Origin of the sequence: Streptomyces sp. NPDC053069, from assembly GCF_044546895.1 — a bacterium.
In the GTDB taxonomy this organism is placed as follows: domain Bacteria; phylum Actinomycetota; class Actinomycetes; order Streptomycetales; family Streptomycetaceae; genus Streptomyces.
In genome coordinates, this window is the sequence record NZ_JBITZN010000018.1 from 36,782 (window position 1) to 54,640 (window position 17,859).

At 72.3% G+C, this 17,859-nt stretch carries 20 protein-coding genes; 8 read left to right on the forward strand and 12 right to left on the reverse strand.

The features are described 5' to 3' along the window. Nucleotides 1-34: 34 nt before the first annotated feature. On the reverse strand, nucleotides 35-922 hold the full coding sequence (locus ACIGXP_RS33040) for a DUF3558 domain-containing protein (protein WP_399774665.1): 888 nt from the start codon (nucleotides 920-922) through the stop codon (nucleotides 35-37). Between the two features lie 222 nt (nucleotides 923-1,144). Here ACIGXP_RS33040 and ACIGXP_RS33045 point away from each other — a divergent pair, with 222 nt between their 5' ends. After that, on the forward strand, nucleotides 1,145-2,338 hold the full coding sequence (locus ACIGXP_RS33045; protein ID WP_399774667.1) for an RtcB family protein: 1,194 nt from the start codon (nucleotides 1,145-1,147) through the stop codon (nucleotides 2,336-2,338). A 7-nt stretch (nucleotides 2,339-2,345) separates the two neighbouring features. Here ACIGXP_RS33045 and ACIGXP_RS33050 read toward each other — a convergent pair whose 3' ends face one another. The 4 genes from ACIGXP_RS33050 to ACIGXP_RS33065 all read right to left on the reverse strand — a co-directional run bounded on the left by ACIGXP_RS33050 (nucleotide 2,346) and on the right by ACIGXP_RS33065 (nucleotide 4,197). Next, the gene (locus ACIGXP_RS33050) at nucleotides 2,346-2,501 is read right to left on the reverse strand and encodes a hypothetical protein (RefSeq protein WP_399774669.1); all 156 of its coding nucleotides are present in this window, start codon (nucleotides 2,499-2,501) and stop codon (nucleotides 2,346-2,348) included. Continuing rightward, nucleotides 2,501-3,262, reverse strand: a complete 762-nt coding sequence (locus ACIGXP_RS33055; RefSeq protein ID WP_363214285.1) for an SDR family oxidoreductase — start codon at nucleotides 3,260-3,262, stop codon at nucleotides 2,501-2,503. The genes ACIGXP_RS33050 and ACIGXP_RS33055 overlap by 1 nt, the downstream gene beginning before the upstream one ends. Nucleotides 3,263-3,321: 59 nt before the next feature. After that, nucleotides 3,322-3,660 (reverse strand): YnfA family protein, encoded by a 339-nt coding sequence (locus ACIGXP_RS33060; protein WP_363214284.1) that lies wholly within the window; start codon nucleotides 3,658-3,660, stop codon nucleotides 3,322-3,324. 132 nt (nucleotides 3,661-3,792) lie between these two features. Then, complete coding sequence (locus ACIGXP_RS33065) at nucleotides 3,793-4,197, reverse strand: helix-turn-helix domain-containing protein (RefSeq protein ID WP_363214283.1); 405 nt, start codon at nucleotides 4,195-4,197, stop codon at nucleotides 3,793-3,795. A gap of 136 nt (nucleotides 4,198-4,333) precedes the next feature. Here ACIGXP_RS33065 and ACIGXP_RS33070 point away from each other — a divergent pair, with 136 nt between their 5' ends. The 3 genes from ACIGXP_RS33070 (at nucleotide 4,334) to ACIGXP_RS33080 (ending at nucleotide 7,595) form a co-directional block, all read left to right on the forward strand. Continuing rightward, nucleotides 4,334-5,224, forward strand: a complete 891-nt coding sequence (locus ACIGXP_RS33070) for an NADP-dependent oxidoreductase (RefSeq protein WP_399774672.1) — start codon at nucleotides 4,334-4,336, stop codon at nucleotides 5,222-5,224. 220 nt (nucleotides 5,225-5,444) lie between these two features. Then, nucleotides 5,445-6,185 (forward strand): response regulator transcription factor, encoded by a 741-nt coding sequence (locus tag ACIGXP_RS33075; RefSeq protein WP_363214281.1) that lies wholly within the window; start codon nucleotides 5,445-5,447, stop codon nucleotides 6,183-6,185. After that, nucleotides 6,186-7,595, forward strand: coding sequence for a HAMP domain-containing sensor histidine kinase (locus tag ACIGXP_RS33080; RefSeq protein ID WP_363214280.1), 1,410 nt, complete (start codon nucleotides 6,186-6,188; stop codon nucleotides 7,593-7,595). A gap of 69 nt (nucleotides 7,596-7,664) precedes the next feature. Here ACIGXP_RS33080 and ACIGXP_RS33085 read toward each other — a convergent pair whose 3' ends face one another. Both ACIGXP_RS33085 and ACIGXP_RS33090 read right to left on the reverse strand, forming a co-directional pair. Further along, nucleotides 7,665-9,422, reverse strand: a complete 1,758-nt coding sequence (locus ACIGXP_RS33085) for a phosphatidylglycerol lysyltransferase domain-containing protein (RefSeq protein WP_363214307.1) — start codon at nucleotides 9,420-9,422, stop codon at nucleotides 7,665-7,667. Nucleotides 9,423-9,652: 230 nt separating this feature from the next. Further along, a complete protein-coding gene (locus ACIGXP_RS33090; RefSeq protein ID WP_363214279.1) occupies nucleotides 9,653-9,928 on the reverse strand; it encodes a hypothetical protein in 276 nt (91 codons plus the stop codon). A 91-nt stretch (nucleotides 9,929-10,019) separates the two neighbouring features. On the opposite strand from ACIGXP_RS33090, the gene ACIGXP_RS33095 reads away from it, so the two are divergent. Next, entirely contained in the window at nucleotides 10,020-10,850 is an 831-nt protein-coding gene (locus ACIGXP_RS33095; protein WP_399774676.1) for a M55 family metallopeptidase, read from the forward strand. Nucleotides 10,851-11,152: 302 nt separating this feature from the next. Here ACIGXP_RS33095 and ACIGXP_RS33100 read toward each other — a convergent pair whose 3' ends face one another. Further along, on the reverse strand, nucleotides 11,153-11,776 hold the full coding sequence (locus ACIGXP_RS33100) for a CGNR zinc finger domain-containing protein (protein WP_399774679.1): 624 nt from the start codon (nucleotides 11,774-11,776) through the stop codon (nucleotides 11,153-11,155). Nucleotides 11,777-11,869: 93 nt separating this feature from the next. On the opposite strand from ACIGXP_RS33100, the gene ACIGXP_RS33105 reads away from it, so the two are divergent. Next, on the forward strand, nucleotides 11,870-12,634 hold the full coding sequence (locus ACIGXP_RS33105; RefSeq protein WP_399774682.1) for an MBL fold metallo-hydrolase: 765 nt from the start codon (nucleotides 11,870-11,872) through the stop codon (nucleotides 12,632-12,634). 40 nt (nucleotides 12,635-12,674) lie between these two features. On the opposite strand, the gene ACIGXP_RS33110 is transcribed toward ACIGXP_RS33105, so the two are convergent. Continuing rightward, nucleotides 12,675-13,574, reverse strand: a complete 900-nt coding sequence (locus ACIGXP_RS33110) for a LysR family transcriptional regulator (RefSeq protein ID WP_363214275.1) — start codon at nucleotides 13,572-13,574, stop codon at nucleotides 12,675-12,677. A gap of 78 nt (nucleotides 13,575-13,652) precedes the next feature. Between ACIGXP_RS33110 and ACIGXP_RS33115 the strand changes: the two genes are divergently transcribed. Together ACIGXP_RS33115 and ACIGXP_RS33120 are read left to right on the forward strand one after the other, a co-directional pair. After that, nucleotides 13,653-14,666, forward strand: a complete 1,014-nt coding sequence (locus tag ACIGXP_RS33115; RefSeq protein ID WP_399774684.1) for an EamA family transporter — start codon at nucleotides 13,653-13,655, stop codon at nucleotides 14,664-14,666. Then, complete coding sequence (locus ACIGXP_RS33120) at nucleotides 14,557-15,234, forward strand: NAD(P)-dependent oxidoreductase (RefSeq protein WP_399774887.1); 678 nt, start codon at nucleotides 14,557-14,559, stop codon at nucleotides 15,232-15,234. The genes ACIGXP_RS33115 and ACIGXP_RS33120 overlap by 110 nt, the downstream gene beginning before the upstream one ends. An 88-nt stretch (nucleotides 15,235-15,322) precedes the next feature. Here ACIGXP_RS33120 and ACIGXP_RS33125 read toward each other — a convergent pair whose 3' ends face one another. The 3 genes from ACIGXP_RS33125 to ACIGXP_RS33135 form a co-directional block, all read right to left on the reverse strand. Further along, nucleotides 15,323-16,513, reverse strand: a complete 1,191-nt coding sequence (locus ACIGXP_RS33125; RefSeq protein WP_363214273.1) for an SPFH domain-containing protein — start codon at nucleotides 16,511-16,513, stop codon at nucleotides 15,323-15,325. A gap of 11 nt (nucleotides 16,514-16,524) precedes the next feature. Continuing rightward, nucleotides 16,525-16,776, reverse strand: coding sequence for a hypothetical protein (locus tag ACIGXP_RS33130; RefSeq protein WP_399774687.1), 252 nt, complete (start codon nucleotides 16,774-16,776; stop codon nucleotides 16,525-16,527). Between the two features lie 191 nt (nucleotides 16,777-16,967). Further along, entirely contained in the window at nucleotides 16,968-17,489 is a 522-nt protein-coding gene (locus ACIGXP_RS33135) for a hypothetical protein (protein WP_399774690.1), read from the reverse strand. Nucleotides 17,490-17,859 lie beyond the last annotated feature (370 nt).

Consider the following 17,859-nt stretch of genomic DNA (forward strand, 5'->3'; position numbering starts at 1 on the left):
TCGCGGACGGCGGGGCGAGCGGCTGCGGGGGCCCTCATCCGCCCAGCGTGTCGGCCAGTTGAGAAGCCAGATTACGGGCCCTGTCCTGCATTTCCTTGCTGTCGGGGACCGTTCCGGTGGCCGTCGGCTGCTCCTCGTACTGGAGGGTGACGATGACGTTGGACGTGCGGAACACCACAGTCACCGTCCGCGGCTCGGCGGTCGAACCGGACGAGTCGAGCTGGTCGTCCAGATACGCCTCGTCACCGAGGTCGGACAGCACCCGCGGCTGCAGATCGGCCGCGGAGGCGGTGCCGGAGGGCGAGGAACCGGAGGCGGAGGCGGCGCCGCTCGCGGAGGAAGAGGCGGAGGTAGAGGCGGAGGCGGACGAGGAGGGGGACGCGGGAGCGCCACCGGACCCGGACCTGGAACCGGACGCGGACGGCGAGGCCGTGGATGTCGCCGTCCCGCTCGCCGCCGGGGTGCTGCCCGGGTCGGGGAGGTCGGCCGCCGTCTCCTTGTCCTCGAACAGCTGCTGCGCCTGGTCGTCGTCGCTGACCGCGTTGTCGTACGACACCACACGCTCGAAGTCGACCGAGAGGCGGTCGGTGGCGTTCGCGGACTCCACCTTCCAGTGGCAGCCGACCTTGCGGTCGGTGTCATAGGTGAGCTCGGCCTCGCCCTGGTAGGCCTTGTCCCGCTGGACGGGGTCGGTGATCTGCGTGACACCCGGCAGCAGCGAGTCGAGGGCGTCATGGTTGACCGCGCGGCAGGGTTCGGGGAGGGTGCGGTACTTGCCGGGCTGGGCGGCCGCCGTGGCGGTGCCGGCCTCGCCCGGATTGGCGTTGTCCGCGGGGCTGTCGCCGCCCGAGCCGCTCGTGCAGCCGGCCAGCAGCGCCACCAGGAGGGCGGCGGTGCCGGTTACGTACGCCTTCCGCTGCACGGTCGGGCTCCTCTCGGGTGTGCGCTCGCTCGGTGCTCCAGTGTCCCCGCTGGTTATTCGCTTGCCGCAGCGGGGCGCCCCCTGGAGACAATGTGTATCGCACGCACTGCTGTGGCCGCCGGTCCCTTGTCCCTTTTCATAGACCTTGGCGCCGCTTTTGCGTTTTGTTGCCTATGAGGCTCATGAGCGTCTTGCTGTCGTTTTCGGGGGAATGAGGAACATATGTCGTACGTGGAGATACCGGGCGCGAAGATCCCGATCCGGATGTGGACGGACCCCGCGACGGTCGAGGACGTGGCCCTGCACCAGCTCCAGAACGTGGCGACCCTGCCGTGGATCAAGGGCCTGGCCGTGATGCCGGACGTCCACTACGGCAAGGGCGCGACGGTCGGCTCGGTCATCGCCATGCAGGGCGCGGTGTGCCCGGCGGCGGTGGGGGTGGACATCGGCTGCGGCATGTCGGCGGTGAGGACGTCGCTGACGGCCAATGATCTGCCGGGCGATCTGTCGCGGCTGCGGTCGAAGATCGAGCAGGCGATTCCGGTGGGGCGGGGGATGCATGAGGATCCCGTGGGGCCGGGAGACTTCCACGGGCTTGCCACGGCCGGGTGGGACGACTTCTGGGGACGGTTCGACGGAGTGGCCGAATCGGTCAGATTCCGTCGGGAACGTGCCTGGAAGCAGATGGGAACGCTCGGAAGCGGAAACCACTTCATCGAGATCTGCACGGACACGACCGGTGCCGTGTGGCTCATGCTCCACTCCGGCTCCCGCAACATCGGCAAGGAACTGGCCGAGCACCACATCGGCGTGGCCCAGAAGCTCCCGCACAACCAGGGCCTGGTCGACCGTGACCTGGCGGTCTTCGTCTCGGACACCCCGCAGATGGCGGCCTACCGCAACGACCTGTTCTGGGCGCAGGAGTACGCCAGGAACAACCGCACCCTGATGATGGCGCTGCTGAAGGACGTCATCCGCAAGGAGTTCAAGAAGGCCAGGCCGGCCTTCGAGCGGGAGATCTCGTGCCACCACAACTACGTGGCGGAGGAGCGGTACGAGGGCATGGACCTGCTCGTCACCCGCAAGGGCGCGATCCGGGCCGGTTCCGGCGAGTACGGGATCATCCCGGGCTCCATGGGTACCGGTTCGTACATCGTGAAGGGGCTCGGCAACGAGCTGTCCTTCAACTCGGCCTCGCACGGCGCCGGCCGGCGGATGAGCCGTAACGCTGCGAAGAAGCGTTTCTCGACGAGGGACCTGGAGGAGCAGACCCGGGGCGTGGAGTGCCGCAAGGACTCCGGCGTCGTGGACGAGATCCCGGGCGCCTACAAGTCGATCGACCAGGTCATCGACCAGCAGCGGGACCTCGTCGAGGTCGTCGCGAAGCTCAAGCAGGTGGTGTGCGTGAAGGGCTGACGTACGGTCAGTGACCGTGCCGGACGGCATAGATCATCACGAACGCCACGATGTGGATGCCGAAGAGGAAGTAGCCCAGCAAGTACCAGACCTTGCGTTCGTCCTTGGTTTCCTGGGCCAGGCGGCGCCTCTCCAGGGACTCGGGGGAGTTGTCCTCGGGCATCAGAGTTCGCGGTGGACCTTCGTGTTGGACGCCTGGGCGCGGGGGCGGAGGACGAGGAGGTCGATGTTGACGTGGCTGGGACGGGTGACCGCCCAGGTGATGGTCTCGGCCACGTCGTCCGCCGTGAGGGGCTCGGCGACGCCCTGGTAGACCTTCTCCGCCCGCTCCTTGTCGCCGGCGAAGCGGGTCAGGGCGAACTCCTCCGTCTTGACCATGCCGGGTGCGATCTCGACGACGCGGACCGGCTGGCCGACGATCTCCAGGCGGAGGGTCTCGGCGAGGACGTGCGCGCCGTGCTTGGCGGCGACATAGCCGGCGCCGCCCTCGTACGTGCTGAGCCCGGCGGTGGAGGACACGACGACGATCACGCCGTCGCCGCTCGCCACCAGTTTCGGCAGCAGGGCCTGGGTGAGGTTCAGGGTGCCGATGACGTTCGTCTCGTACATCGTGCGCCAGTCCGCCGGGTCGCCGGTGGCCACCGGGTCCGCGCCGAGGGCGCCGCCCGCGTTGTTGACCAGGACGCCGATCGTCTGGAACGCCGTGGCGAACTCGTCCACCGCCGCGCGGTCGGTCACGTCCAGCTGGTAGGCCACGGCCGAGTGGCCCGCCTTGGTCAGCTCCTCCGCCAGCGCCTCGATACGGTCCTTGCGGCGGGCGGTGAGGACGACGCGGTAGCCGGCCTCCGCGAGCTGCCGGGCCGTGGCGGCGCCGATACCGCTGCTCGCGCCGGTGACGACGGCGATGCGGGAGGCGGGGGTCATGGGCAGCTCCTGTGATCCGGTGGCGCGAACAGAACGGCTCCGTCCAGCGTAAGTGAGGCTCAACCGCCGTTCCTCGGCGCCCACATGATCACGGCCATGCCGGCGAGGCAGATCAGTGCGCCGGTGATGTCGTAGCGGTCGGGGCGGTAGCCGTCGGCGATGACGCCCCACAGGAGCGAGCCCGCCACGAAGATCCCGCCGTACGCCGCCAGGATGCGGCCGAAGTGGGCGTCCGGCTGGAACGTGGCGACGAAGCCGTACGCGCCGAGGGCCAGGACGCCACCGGTCGTCCACAGCCAGCCACGGTGCTCGCGCACGCCCTGCCAGACCAGCCAGGCGCCGCCGATCTCGAAGAGGGCGGCGACGACGAAGAGGGCGGCGGAGCGGAGGATCGACATGGGCAGCAGCTTGGCACGGGCGGCGGAGGGCGGGTCACCTGGCGGGCGGCACCTCGCGGCGAAGGGGCGGCCGGGGGTGCTCGTCCTGGACGCGGGGACGCGTGCGGGTTCTGCGCCGCCGGGGTGCGGGGCTCAGGCGGTGTCCTCGGCGTCGTAGCGCTCGCGGGCCGCTCGGACCTCCTCGAAGTGGGTCTCCGCCCAGTCCTTCACCGCGGTCAGCAGGCAGGCGAGGCTGGTGCCGAGCGGGGTGAGTGCGTAGTCGACGCGGACCGGGACGGACGGGGTGACCGCGCGGCTGACGAGGCCGTCCCGCTCCAGGGCGCGCAGGGTCTGGGTGAGCATCTTGGGGCTGACGCCCGCGATCCTGCGGCCGAGGTCGCTGTAGCGCTGGGGGCCGGCGGAGAGGGCCGCGACGACGAGGCTGACCCACTTGTCGCTGAGCCGTCCGAGGAGCTGGTTGGTGGGGCAGTCGCGCAGGAAGGCGTCGTAGTCGGCGCGGGCCTGTTCGCGTCGCTGGGCTGCCGTCATGGTCGTCATGGGCTGTCTCCTCGGGGTCGGTTACGCACTTCGAGGTAACTACTTACCGATGGATAGTAGCTCTCCTAGAGTTGGTGCTGCGAGCGGGAAAGCGGCTCGCGAGACATCAAGTCCCTTGAGTTCCAGGAGAGTTGTCATGCGTGCGGTGGTTGTGAAGTCGTTCGGTGGTCCGGAGGTCGTGGAGATCGCGGACGTGCCGCTGCCGGAACCCGCGGCGGGGCAGGTGCGGATCAAGGTGGCCGCTGGTGCGCTGAACCCGGTGGACGCGGCCACCCGTGCCGGTCTCTTCGGCGGGGCCGGTAAGACGCTCGGGCTGGGCTGGGACGTGGCCGGCACGGTGGACGCGGTGGGGGTGGCCGCCGCCTGGCAGGTCGGTGACCCGGTGGTGGCGCTGGTGCCGGGGGTGGCCGACCCGCTGGGCGCGCACGCCGAGTACGTCGTCGTCCCCGCGGATGCCGTGGCCCAGGCGCCGGCCTCGGTGGACCCGGTGCATGCGGGCACCCTGCCGCTGAACGGGCTGACCGCGCTGCAGGCCCTGGACCTGCTGGATCTCGCGCCGGGTGCGTCCTTGCTGGTGACCGGTGCGGCGGGCGCGGTCGGCGGGTTCGCCGTGCAGCTGGCCGCCCGCCGGGGGATCGAGGTCACCGGGCAGGCGCGCGCGGGCGACGAGGAGCTGGTGCGCTCGCTGGGGGCCGCGCACTTCACGGCCGACGGGGTCGAGCCGGGCGGTGTGGACGCGGTGCTGGACGCGGCGGTGCTCGGCGAGCCGGCCCTGGAGTGGGTGCGGGACGGGGGTGTGTACATCGGGGTCCGGCCGGGTGTGCAGCCCGGTGCGGTGCGCGGGGTGCGTACCGACGCGGTGGAGGTCCGTCCGGACGGGGCGCAGCTGGCGGAGCTGGTTCGACTGGTGGACGAGGGGGTGCTGACCCTGCGGGTGGCGCAGACGTACGCCCTGAAGGATGCGGCCGAGGCGCATGCCCGGCTGGCCGGGGGCGGGGTGCGGGGGCGGCTGGTGCTGGTGCCCTGAGGTGATCCGGGTGGGGTCGGCGACGTCACGCCGGCTCGCGGGGCGGACACCCCGGCGGGTTCGAGGGAGTGTCCTTCGAGGAGCGGCCGGCGACACTCGGTGAGAAGACGGTAGAACCCGGGGCCGGGTTGCCCCTGTGACGGTGAGAGGCCGGTAAAAAGGGTGATCGTAGGCCCACTCGCCCCGGCCGAACCGCCGGAGGCCTTGGCAGACTGGGAGCGTGCCCCAGACTGTGCTGCTCGCTGAAGACGACCGTGCCATCCGCCATGCCCTGGAGCGTGCTCTGACCCTGGAAGGGTACGAGGTGACGGCGGTGGCCGACGGCGTCGAGGCGCTGGCACAGGCCCACAAGACCCCGCCGGACGTCCTCGTGCTCGACGTGATGATGCCGGGCATCGACGGGCTCCAGGTGTGCCGGGTGCTGCGCGCCGAGGGCAACCGTACGCCGATCCTCATGCTCACCGCCCTCGTCGAGACCGCCGACCGCATCGCGGGCCTGGACGCCGGCGCCGACGACTACGTGGTCAAGCCGTTCGACGTCGAGGAGGTCTTCGCCCGGCTGCGCGCCCTGCTGCGCCGGACCAGCCCGGTCCCCGCGGCCGGCGGCAACGGCGGCGGGGGCGGCGTCGAGACCGGCGGCCGGGACGTCCAGCTGCCCGACCGGCAGGTGGAGGCCGCCGGCATCCGTATGGACCTGCAGGCCCGCCGGGCCTGGCGCGGCAAGCGCGAGCTGGAGCTGACCCGCACCGAGTTCGAGCTGCTGGAACTGCTCGTGCGCAACGCCGGCATCGTGCTCGACCACTCGACGATCTACGACCGGATCTGGGGCTACGACTTCGGGCCCGGCTCCAAGAACCTCGCCGTGTACGTCGGCTACCTGCGCCGCAAGCTGGACGAGCCCGGCGCCCCGCAGCTGATCCACACCGTGCGGGGCGTGGGTTACGTGCTCCGGGAGGACTAGGTGGGCCGGCTGCGGCGGCTGTCGGCCCGGCGCCGGCCCAAGCTGGTCTCCCTGCGCACCACCTTCGCCGTGTCGTTCGCGGCTGTCACCGCGGCCGTCACGATCCTCGTCGGCATCCTGTCGTACGGCTCCGCCGCGCGGCTGGTCCGGGTCGACCAGCAGTCGGTGTTCAGCCAGGTCGTGCAGGACGTGCGGGACGAGGTGCGGCAGCACGAGATGGTCCCGGAGGACTTCTCCTCCTCCCGTCCCGGGCACGACCTGGTCCGGCCCGCCCGCACCGATGTGCAGGTGCTCGGCGCGCAGGGCCAGATCGTCGACCACGGCAACCCGAGTCTGCCCGTGACCTCCCGCGACAAGGCCATGGCGCTCGCGGTGACGGCCGGGAAGGTGGTCGAGCACAAGGACGTACGGGTCGACGAGGACCTGTTCCGCATCGCCACCGTCTCGCTCGGCGACGGGCGGGGCGCGGTGCAGGTCGCGCAGGAGTTCAGCGACACCGAGGATCTGCTGCGGGCGTTGCAGCAGCGCACGCTGATCCTGATGGCGGCGGTCGTGGTGGCGGCCGGTCTGTTCGGGTGGTGGCTGGCCCGCCGGATCACCCGGCGCCTGGTGATCCTCACCTCCGCGGCGGAGGACGTGGCCCGCACCCGCCAGCTGGGCATCGAGGTGCCGGTCGCGGGCCTGGACGAGGTGGGCCGGCTCGGGCGTGCCTTCGACCGGATGCTGGGCCGGCTCGCCCAGTCCGAGGAGGACCAGCGGCGGCTGGTGCAGGACGCGGGGCACGAACTGCGCACCCCGCTGACGTCGCTGCGTACGAACATCTCGCTGCTCCGCCGGATCGACGAGCTGCCCCCCGCCACACGGGAGGAACTGGTCGCCGACCTCGGCCAGGAGGCACGGGAACTGACCGACCTGGTCAACGAGCTGGTCGACCTCGCCGCCGGGCAGTCCGACACCGAGCCGCCGCAGCGCGTGGACCTCGCCGACATCGCCGAGGACGTCGTGGGGCTGGCCAAACGCCGTACCGGGCGGGAGATCGTGCTGCACACGAGCGGCGACACGACGACCGACGGGCGGCCCGGGATGCTGCAGCGGGCCATGTCCAACCTGGTGGAGAACGCCGCCAAGTTCGACCGGGACGGGAAGGCGCCCATCGAGGTCCGCATCATCGGGCCGGCCCGGCCGGGCACCGTGCGGGTGGAGGTGCGGGACCGGGGGCCCGGGATCGCCGAGGGCGACCTGATCCGCATCTTCGACCGCTTCTACCGCGCCGCCGACGCGAGGTCCCTGCCGGGGTCGGGGCTGGGGTTGTCGATCGTCAGGGAGGTCGCCATGGCGCACGGGGGAGCGCCGTTCGCCTCTCGGCGGGAGGGCGGCGGAGCGGTGATCGGCTTCACCGTGGGCGGATGAGCGCCCCGCGCCCCCAGGGGCACTGCGGCCGCCGCACCGCCCACGCCTCGTAGCCTGCGGTACCCCTTCCTACGGCCGGCGTCCGCCGCCCATGCCCGGCAGTTCGAGGAAGCCCTCCGCCCGGGCGCTCGCCAGGCCGATTCTCGGGATGTCGCTGCTCTTGGCGAACAGCAGGAAGCGGGGTTCCCAGACCGGGCGGTACTTGGCGTTGGCCCGGTACAGGGACTCGATCTGCCACCAGCGGGAGAAGAAGGTGAGGGTGGAGCGCCACAGGCGCAGGACGGGGCCCGCGCCGAGGCGGGCGCCGCGTTCGAAGACCGAGCGGAACATCGCGAAGTTCAGCGACACCCGCTTGATGCCCAACTCCTTTGCGCGCAGCAGGAGTTCCACGACCATGTACTCCATCAGGCCGTTCTCGCAGTCACGGTCGCGGCGCATCAGGTCCAGGGACAGGCCGTGCTCGCCCCACGGGACGAAGCTGAGCAGGGCACGCGGCTCGTCGTCCGCGTCACGGCACTCCAGCATCACGCAGCGGCCGTCCGCCGGGTCGCCGAGGCGGCCCAGGGCCATGGAGAAGCCGCGCTCGGTGGCGCCGTCACGCCAGCGGTCGGCGCGGTCGATCAGGAGGGCCAGCTCGTCGGCGGGGATGTCCTCGTGGCGGCGGATGCGGACCGTGTACCCGGCCCGCTTGACCCGGTTGTGGGCCTGGCGGACCACGCGCATGGCGCGGCCCTCAAGGGTGAATTCGGCGATGTCCACGATCGCTTCGTCGCCGAGTTCGAGCGCGTCCAGGCCGTGCCGGGCGTAGATCGTGCCGGCCTCCTCGCTCGCGCCCATGACGGCCGGGGTCCAGGCGTGCCGGCGGGCCTCGCTGAGCCAGGCGTCGATGGCGCCGGGCCAGGCCTCGGGGTCGCCGATCGGGTCCCCGGAGGCGAGGGACACCGCGCCGACGACACGGTAGGTCACGGCGGCCTTGCCGGTGGGGGAGAAGATGGCGGCCTTGTCGCGGCGCAGCGCGAAGTAGCCGAGGGAGTCGCGGGCGCCGTGCTTGTCGAGCAGCGCGCGCAGTTTCTCCTCGTCGTCGGAGGTGAGCAGCCGGCGACCGCGCGGGGAGCGGAAGCAGGCGTACAGGACCAGGCAGAAGGCCGCGGCGAGCAGGATGTTGATGATGATGTCGGCCCAGCGGGGCGCGTGCACGGAGTCGACCCGGTCGGCGAGTGGGCCGACGCTGATGCCGCGCAGCAGGGTGTAGGCCAGCTCGTCGAACAGGGTCGCGCCGGTCAGGCTGTTGGTGGCGTGCACGAGCAGGGTACCGAGCCCGCCGGTCACCAGGATGCCGCCGGCGCCGACGGCCAGTGCGAGCTTGGGGTTGGACGGGTCGCCGACGGCGTTGAACTCCCGGCGGCCGATCAGCAGCGCGGCCACGAAGAGGCCGGTGAGGGCGGTGGAGACCCAGTTGAAGGCGTGGTCGCGGAACGGGTGCTGGGTGAGGGCGAGGACGTAGAGCACGAAGAGGGGGCCGGCGAGCAGTATGTTCACCACCCACCCGGCCCGCTTCCCGCGCCGCATCACCAGCGCCAGGAAGATCGCCGCCGCGGCCGAGGCCAGGCCGGCGGTGGCCAGGTACGGGGTGAAGAACTGGCCGGCGTGGTGGGTGTGCGCGTGCACATGACGGGCGGTGAAGAGCTTGCCGTCGTTGTGTTCTTCCACCTCTTTGCGGAACGGCAGCGACATCACCGCGATGATGTTGAAGACGGCGATCAGCCGCAGGTACCACACGGTGGCGGAGGCCGCCCCCGCGCGCAGCCGGGGGCTGGGGACGGGCATCCGGAACTCGCGGCGTGCACCGCGTTGACCGGGGATCTTCGCGGCGGTCAGGGTCGACTGCTGAGCGGGCATGGTGACTGGTCACCTTGGGTGGGAAGGGACGGGACGGACGCTCACCCTACAGTTTGTAGGGCAGTGTTCCTGTGCACCGGGAGCGTACCGGCATCGGCTCCTGCCCGGCGCCCTCCCCTGCCGCTCCTCTTACCCAACCCCTTCCCGTGCCGCCTCTCTTACCCGGTCCTTGCCCTGTCGCGCCGGGCCGTCACCAGGTGCCAGGCCAGGTTGCCCACCGCCGCTCCGGCCGCGACCGCAGCGACGATCACCCCGCCGGTGGCGAGACCGTCGCTGAACAGGTGCGGGCGCCGGTCGAGGCTGTGCAGACCGAAGCCGCACAGTTCGTACACGCCGACGGCGGCGATGAGGAGGCTGACCGCCAGCAGGGTCAGGGTCGGCGCGAGAGTGCGTGCGCAGACCTCCCCGCCGGCTTCCGTTTCCGTGTCCTGCAAGGCGTCCCCCGATGAACAGACATGTGAACAGGCGCGTGGCCGCCCACGGTTGGGAACCTACGATACGTAGGGTCCGGCTAGGGTCGACGCCGTGCGTATGTACATCAGCGTGGACATGGAAGGCGTCACCGGGCTCGTGGACGCCGACGACGTGCAGCCGGGTGGCCGGGACTACGAGCGCGGCCGTTCCATGATGGCCGAGGATGTGAGCGCGGCCGTGCGGGGCGCGCTGACGGCGGGCGCCGACGACATCCTCGTCAACGACGCCCACGGACCGATGCGCAACCTGCTGCCCGAGGCGCTGCACCCGGCCGCCCGGCTGATACGGGGCAAGCCCAAGCAGATGGGCATGCTGGAGGGCCTGACCGGGGAGTACGACGCCGCGCTGTGCGTCGGCTATCACTCCCGGGCCGGCGCCCCGGGCGTGCTCAGCCACAGCTTCATGGGGCACGAGATCGAGGACATGTGGCTGGACGGCCGGCCGGTCGGCGAGATCGGGCTCGCCCATGCCACGGCGGCGGCCCTGGGGGTGCCCGTGGTGGCCCTCACGGGTGACGACGTGGCGTGCGCGGAGATGACGGCGTGGGACGCCTCCGTCGTCACGGTGCCCGTGAAGTACGCGCACGGCCGGTTCGCCGCCGAACTGCGGCCGCAGGCGGAGGCGCGGAAGGCCATCGAGGAGGGGGTCGCGGCGGCCCTGGGCCGGGCCCCGCGCCGCCCCGCGGCCGCAGCCGGAGAGGTCACCCTCGCCGTCCGCTGGCAGTCCGCCTCCGTCGCTGCCACCCTCCTCGGCATCCCGGGCGTGACGGCCGACGACAGCCGTACGATCCGTGCGACCGGCCGGCTCCCCTCTCTCTACCGCCAGTTCTACGTGTGGCTGCGGGTGGCCGCCTCGCTCACCAACCAGGCGCCGTACTGCTAGTGCTCCGGCCCCGGCTGCGTGCCGGCGAGCGTGGACGATGCCCGGCGTGACTCCGCAGGCGGGCCGCCCCAGGTGGCGGTGTGCGCTGGCGCCCTTGCGTGCTCCCTAGAGGGCGGTGGCCTTGACGCGTTCGCGTTCGCGTTCGCGTACGCGGCGGTCCCGCAACGGCCGGGTGGGACGCCCTGGGGCGGGTCGCTGCTCGGGGCGCTCGGCGCGCTTGGGTGCGCGGCGCTCGGCGCGCTGTTTCCGAGGCGTCGTCGCTGAGCCGTACCCGCCGCCGCGAGCCTCCGGCAAGGGGCCGCTCAGTCCTCCCCGGCCCGCCCCGTGCGGCGGGCGTAGGCGCGGGCCGCGCGGGCGCGGTCGCCGCAGCGGGTGGAGCACCAGTGGCGGCGGCCGTGGCGGAGCAGGTAGCGGTTGCAGGGGGCGGAGCCGCAGGCGGTGAGGCGGTCGGCGTCGGGGCCGGTGAGCAGGTCGGCGGCGTCGGCGGCGAGGGCGGCCAGGGCGTGTTCGAGGATCTGGGTGGTGGGGTGGGAGACGGCGCGGTGCAGGCCGCGCACGGGGTCCCAGTGCAGCAGGGGGGTGGCCGGGGCCTTGGTCATCGCCTCGTTGACGGCGGCCAGGGCGCCGGCCGGGGCCGGGTGGCCGTCGACCCGGGACGCGATCAGGGCGCGGACCTGCTCGCGCAGGGAGCGCAGCTGGGCCACGCACATCTCCCGCAGCCCGGCGTCGGCGGGGGCGAGGCCGCGCTCGGCGAGCCAGCGGTTCGCGGCGCCGGGGGTGCCGAGCAGATCGAGGACATGGCCCCCGGGCAGCGCGGGAGCGCTGTTGGCGAGGTCGAGGGCCGGGTGCTGCTCCGCGCCGGGCGCGGGCGCGACGGCCGTCGGTTCCAGGGGCTCGGCGGGCGCGGTCTCCGTCATGAATCTCATGGTACGGCTTGCGTCCATCCGTGAGGTGCGGCTACCGTCTTTCTCACGGATAGGTGTTGTGCCATCCGTGACAACCTTGTGAGGTGCTTTCCCATGTCGTCTTCCCGGCTCCCCGTGCAGGTGTACGGCGGCCCCACCGCGCTCATCGAGTACGGCGGCCTGCGCTTCCTCACCGACCCGACCTTCGACGAGCCCGGCGACTACCCGCTGGGCGGCGGCCGCTTCCTGACCAAGACCGCCGCCTCCCGCACCACCCCGTCCGGCCTCGGCCGCATCGACGTGGTCCTGCTCTCCCACGACGAGCACCCCGACAACCTCGACCGCTCCGGCCGCGCCCTGCTCGCCGACGTGCCGCTCACGCTCACCACGCCGGGCGGCGCCCAGCGGCTCGGGGCCAGGGCCACGGGCCTGGCGGACTGGGAGTCGGTCGAGCTGGACCGGCCGGGCGGCGGCACGGTGACGGTGACCGGTGTACCCGCCGTGCACGGGCCGGGCACCAAGGAGCAGGTCGAGCCGGTCAGCGGCCAGGTCGTCGGCTTCGTCCTGACCGGCGAGGGGCTGCCCACCGTCTACGTCAGCGGTGACAACGCCTCCCTGGAGGCGGTCCGCGAGATCGCCGACCGGTTCGGGCCGGTCGACACCGCGGTGCTGTTCGCGGGGGCGCCCCGCACGGTCCTCTTCGACGGCGCGCTGCTCGTCCTGGACGGCGCCGGCGCCGCCGAGGCCGCCCGTCTCCTCGGCGCCCGCCGGGTGGTCCCCGTCCACTGCGACAGCTGGACCCACTTCACCGAGACGCGCGACGACGTGGTGACGGCATTCGAGAAGGCGGGGCTCGCGGACCGGCTCCAGCTGGACTGACCGCCGCGGGCCAGGGGCGCGCCGAAGGCCCGGCGGCGCGTCAGGACCGTACGGACGACGGTCTGACCCCGAGGACGTCGAGCATCGCCCGGGTGGCCGGGCTCGGGTTGAACCGGCTCCACGCCAGATACTCCAGGCGCCGCGGCCCGTCGGCCACCGGGACCAGGGCCAGTCCGGGGTGGTCGGCGGCGAGCGGGCGGATGAACGCCGACGGCAGCAGCGCGACCCCGAGACCGCGCGCGATCAGCCGGGTGATCAGCTCCACGACACCGGCCTCGTACGCGACGTCGCGGACCAGACCCGCGGCGGCGAACGCCCGGTCGGACTGGGCGCGGGCGGGGGTCCCGGCCACGAAGTCCACGAACGTCTCCCCGGCGATCTCCGCCAGCGTGACCCGGGCGGCGTCCGCCAGCCGGTGTCCGGCCGGTACCGCGAGGACATGCCGGTCGTGATCGAGCACGACGGTCTCCAGCCCGGCCGGCCGCTCGCCCTCCGGCAGACCGAGGAAGGCGATGTCCAGCTCCCCGTCGCGCACCGCCGCCGCCAGCTCGTCGCTGCGTCCGGACCGCAGGACCACCCGGACGTCGGGATGCCGGGCGCGGTACCGCTGCAGCAGTTCGGGTACGTCGACGGCGGCCGTGGTCACGATCACGCCGACGGCGAGCCGCCCGCGCACCACCCCGGTCGCGGCGGCGGCGTCGGCGACCGCACGGTCGGCGGCGGCCAGACACTCACGCGCACCCACGAGGAATGCCGCACCCGCGCCGGTCAGTTCGACCCGGCGGCTGGACCGGGCGAACAGCCGCACCCCCAACTCCCGCTCCAGTGCGGCGATCCGATGGCTCAGCGAGGACTGCACCACCTGACACCGCTCCGCGGCCCGGGTGAAGTTGAGGGTGTCGGCGACGGCGACGACGTAGCGAAGCTGCTGAAGGTCCACGCATCAATCGTCATCATTCATGACTGCAATGACAACCATGCTTTGGACCCATGGCCACCGTCGGCCGACACTTCCCCCATGCATCGGCACACGGCACAGGCGGCGACCGTCCTGCTCACCGCGCTCGCTCCCGCGTCCTGGGGAACCACCTACGTGGTCACCACCCGGCTGCTCCCGCCCGGGCATCCGCTGTTCGCGGGCCTGATGCGGGCCCTGCCCGCCGGGCTGCTCGCGCTGGCGCTCACCCGGGTGCTGCCGCACGGAGCGTGGTGGTGGAAGACCGCGGTCCTCGGCGTCCTCAACATCGGCGCCATGCCCCTGCTGTTCGTGGCCGCCGAGCGCCTGCCCGGCGGGGTGGCCGCCACCCTCGGCGCCGCCCAGCCGCTGCTGGTGGCGGGTCTCGGCCTCGGGCTGCTGCACGACCGGCCCACGGCCTGGCGGCTGACCTGGGGCGCCCTCGGCGTGCTCGGAGTGGGGCTGGTCGTCCTCGGACCGCGGGCCCGGCTGGACGCCGCCGGCGTGCTCGCCGGCCTCGGCCATACGGCGATGATGGCCGCCGGGGTCGTCCTCACCAAACGCTGGGGCCGTCCGGCGGGCGTCGGCCCGCTCACCCTGGCCGGCTGGCAACTCACCGTCGGCGGCCTGCTGTTGCTTCCGCTCACCCTGGCGGCCGAAGGGGTGCCGCAGCGGATCGACGCGGGCGCCGCCGGCGGCTATCTGTGGCTCGGCAGCATGGGCGGACTGATCGCGTACACGCTGTGGTTCCGCGGGATCGGCAGCCTGCCGGTCGCTGCGTCCGCACCGCTGGTGCTGCTGTCCCCGCTGGTCGCGACCGTCATAGGCGTCGCGCAGGGCGAGTCGCTGAGCCTGCCGCAGACCCTCGGTTTCACCCTGGCGCTCATCGCCTTGCTGGCCGCGCAACTCGCCCCCGGCGTACGGAAGAACACCGCAGAAACGAAGGAGAACCCTGATGCCGAAGGGCATGACGATCGCCGTGCTCGGGGCCACCGGGATGGTCGGCGGCCGGGTGGTCGGCGAGGCGAGAGCGCGCGGACACCGGGTGCTGGCGCTGTCGCGGAAGCCGGCGAGTGAGGCGAGCGAGGACCCGGGCGTGACGCCGGTCGCGGTGGACGCCGGCGACCCGTCCGCCGTGGGGGAGGCACTGACCGGCTCCGGAGCCGACGCCGTCGTACTGGCCGTACGGACGTTCCCGGCCGACCAGGAGTTCCTGGTCGCCGCCACCCGCACGGTGCTGGACGCCGCCGCACGGCTCGGCATCCGCGTCCTCGTGGTCGGCGGCGCCGGCGCCCTGCGCAGCCCCGGCGACCGGGAGCGGCTCATCGCCGAGAACCCCGCATACGTGCCGGACGAGTACCGCGCCGTGGCACTCGCCGGCGTGGCCCAACTGCGCACCTGCCAGGCGCACTCCGGCGCCGACTGGGTGTACCTGAGCCCGCCGGCCGTACTCGAACCGGGCAGCCGCACCGGACGCTACCGGCGCGGCACCGACACGTTGCTGACCGACGCCGACGGCCGGTCGTGGATCAGCGCCGAGGACTTGGCGGCGGCGGTGCTGGACGAGCTGGAGAGTCCGGGGCCGCACCGCCACATAACGGTCGTGCAGGACAGCGCCCCGAAAGGGGCGCGGCACTGTGCCTGACATGCGGCTGCCGCCGCGCGGGCGCGACCGGCCGGGACGGCGCCGCAGACCAACGACGGCCTGCCACGGCTGAAACCGCGACAACCCCCTAGTCGAGGTTCACCGGACCGTCGCCCTCCGACGCCCCGTCCTTGCCCGAGCGCAGCTGGAGCAGGTCGTTGAGGTCCCCCCTGTTGCCCGGGTTGTCCTTGTTCTCCTGGCCGCCGTTCAGGTTCTGCCGCACCGAGTCGAGGATCGTCAGGCCCTGGGACACCAGACCCGCGGCGATCTCGCCGAGCCCGTCCGCGCCGTTCAGGACATTGACGTTGGCGCCGGCCAGGCCGCCGGCCGCCTCCTTCACGATCTGCGGGAGCTGGTCGATGAGCATCCGGTCGAGGGCGACCCGGTCGTAGGAGGCGGCGGCCTCGGCCTGGATCTTCATGCGCTGGGCCTCGGCGGCGGCGAGGATCCTGACCCGCTCGGCCTCGGCCTCGGCGGGCTTGACGACCTCGGCGACCAGCTGCTTCTGACGCAGCTCGGCCTGGCGCTGAGCCAGCTCCGTCTGGGCGGAGAGCACCTCCTGCTGGGCGTGCGCCTGGGCGAGCGGTCCGGCCTGCGCGGCCTGCGCCTGGGCGCGGTCCACCTCGGCCGAGTACTCGGCCTTGACGATGGCGGTCTGCCGGGCGTACTCGGCCTGCTTGCGGGCCGCCTCCTGCTCCGCCTCGACCGCGGCCTGGGTGGCCTGGGCCTGGGCGATCTGGGCCTGCCGCTGGATCGCCGCCTTGTGCGGGGCGGACATCGCGTCGATGTAGCCGGTGTCGCCGTCGTCGATCGACTGGATCTGCAGCGAGTCGACGATCAGGCCGATCTTCGCCATCTCCGTCTTCGAGGTGTCCAGCACCTCCGCGGCGAGCTTCTGCCGCTCGGTGACGATCTCCTCGACCGTCATCGAGCCGATGATCGCGCGCAGGTGGCCGGCGAAGATCCGGCCGGTGAGCACCGACATCTGCTCCTGGTCGGAGAGGAAGCGCTGACCGGCGTTGATGATGCTCTCGTGGTCGTTGCCGACCTTGAAGGCGATGACCGCGCGGACGTGCAGCGAGATGCCCTGCTTGGTCACACAGGTCTCGGTGACCTCGGCCTCGCACATGGAGAGGGTGAGGAACCGGACCTTACGGAAGACCGGGAGCACGAACTTGCCGTGGCCCGTCACCACGCGGAACGGCGCGCCCCCCAGTCCCCGCCGGCCTCCCGAGATCAACATCGCCTCGTCGGGAGCGGGAACGCGGTATCCGAACATGCTTGTACTCCTCAGCCTGCGCCGACGGTGTCGCCGCCGAGCGCGTCCAATGGATCCACCCACTCGATGACGCCGACCTCGCGGCATCCCCGTGATTCGATCACGAGGACCGTGGCGCCCACGGGCAGGGGATCCTCGGACCACGCCAGGAAGGTCTCGGAGCCGCCCCTGACCCGCACCAGGACCTCGCCGGGGCCCGCGGATCCCCGCGTCCCGATGAGCACCTTGCCCATACAGCCGATCACGGCCTCGTCCTGCGGCATCACCGGCCGTCCTCCTCGTCCTGACCTCAGAATTCAGACGATAGACCCAGCGGGGCCGGGACCCAATGGGAGGGGGACCGGCTCATGTGCCCTTGATCAGTAGCCCGTCGAGGCCGGCCGCCGGTACGGGCGACCACGACCTTGCGGTGGGCTCGGCGCGAAGCTGTTGAACGGCTCGGACCGCTACGGCGTCAGCGCTTGACGAAGACCTTGAAGAGAACGACGACCAGTCCGAGCACCAGGTTGACCGCCCCCGCGGTCACCACCGCGCGGCCTGTGGCCCCCGCGTGGTAGGCGGCCACCGTGGACCAGCCGACATAGCCGGCCAGCGCAACGCCCAGGGCCAGCCACACCGCCCCTCTCGGCCCGATGCCCAGCAGGGGCGTGACGGCGATCGCCACGGCCGGTGGGACGGCGGCCATGAGGACGGGCCACTCGGCCGCACCCGCTGCACGGATCTCCTTCCCGCCCACGGACGCGCCCTTGATCCGCTCCTTGAACAGCCGGGAGTACACGCGGGTCGCCCAAGTCACCATCCCGGTGCACAGCAGCAGGAGAACGAGTTCCAGCCGGGGGAAGGAGCCGAGCGAGCCGGCTCCGACCACCACCGAGGCCGCGAGCAGCGAGCCGTACACGGCCCCCTCGTATTCACGTCGCTCGCCGGCGTCCGACCGCGGCACGTCCACAGCCTGCGAGGGAGGCCGGCCTTCCATGCCTCCAGTGTGGCCACACACGTTGCGCGCCGCACGGCCACAGGCTCGTCGCACGCGGTCAGCGCCGTCCGGCATCGGGGCCGCTGCTGGGGGGTGTCGTCGTATCAAGGAAGTACCGGCAGCAGGTGGCGACCCGTGCGGGCAAGGGGAAGCCCATATGCCCTCAATGTGCCCTGGCCGCCCGACGGTCCCTCCCCGGCACCAAAAGGGGCGAGGCCCGAAGACCCCGCCCAAGCCCCACGGAACCCCAGCTCAGGGCCAAACCAAGCAATACGGCTGATGCCCGGCCTCATGCAGTCGATGCGAGAAGTCCTGCCACTCGTGCAGCGAGTGGGGGCGGTGGGGCGCTGACCTTGGGTTTCTCGGTGAA

Coding starts and splice junctions, on each gene's coding strand:
- ACIGXP_RS33045 (WP_399774667.1), top strand. CDS start 1,145: ATGTCGTACGTGGAGATACCGGGCGCGAAGATCCCGATCCGGATGTGG.
- ACIGXP_RS33050 (WP_399774669.1), bottom strand. CDS start 2,501: ATGCCCGAGGACAACTCCCCCGAGTCCCTGGAGAGGCGCCGCCTGGCC.
- ACIGXP_RS33055 (WP_363214285.1), bottom strand. CDS start 3,262: ATGACCCCCGCCTCCCGCATCGCCGTCGTCACCGGCGCGAGCAGCGGT.
- ACIGXP_RS33060 (WP_363214284.1), bottom strand. CDS start 3,660: ATGTCGATCCTCCGCTCCGCCGCCCTCTTCGTCGTCGCCGCCCTCTTC.
- ACIGXP_RS33065 (WP_363214283.1), bottom strand. CDS start 4,197: ATGACGACCATGACGGCAGCCCAGCGACGCGAACAGGCCCGCGCCGAC.
- ACIGXP_RS33070 (WP_399774672.1), top strand. CDS start 4,334: ATGCGTGCGGTGGTTGTGAAGTCGTTCGGTGGTCCGGAGGTCGTGGAG.
- ACIGXP_RS33085 (WP_363214307.1), bottom strand. CDS start 9,422: ATGCCCGTCCCCAGCCCCCGGCTGCGCGCGGGGGCGGCCTCCGCCACC.
- ACIGXP_RS33100 (WP_399774679.1), bottom strand. CDS start 11,776: ATGAGATTCATGACGGAGACCGCGCCCGCCGAGCCCCTGGAACCGACG.
- ACIGXP_RS33105 (WP_399774682.1), top strand. CDS start 11,870: ATGTCGTCTTCCCGGCTCCCCGTGCAGGTGTACGGCGGCCCCACCGCG.
- ACIGXP_RS33115 (WP_399774684.1), top strand. CDS start 13,653: ATGCATCGGCACACGGCACAGGCGGCGACCGTCCTGCTCACCGCGCTC.
- ACIGXP_RS33120 (WP_399774887.1), top strand. CDS start 14,557: ATGACGATCGCCGTGCTCGGGGCCACCGGGATGGTCGGCGGCCGGGTG.
- ACIGXP_RS33125 (WP_363214273.1), bottom strand. CDS start 16,513: ATGTTCGGATACCGCGTTCCCGCTCCCGACGAGGCGATGTTGATCTCG.
- ACIGXP_RS33130 (WP_399774687.1), bottom strand. CDS start 16,776: ATGCCGCAGGACGAGGCCGTGATCGGCTGTATGGGCAAGGTGCTCATC.
- ACIGXP_RS33135 (WP_399774690.1), bottom strand. CDS start 17,489: ATGGAAGGCCGGCCTCCCTCGCAGGCTGTGGACGTGCCGCGGTCGGAC.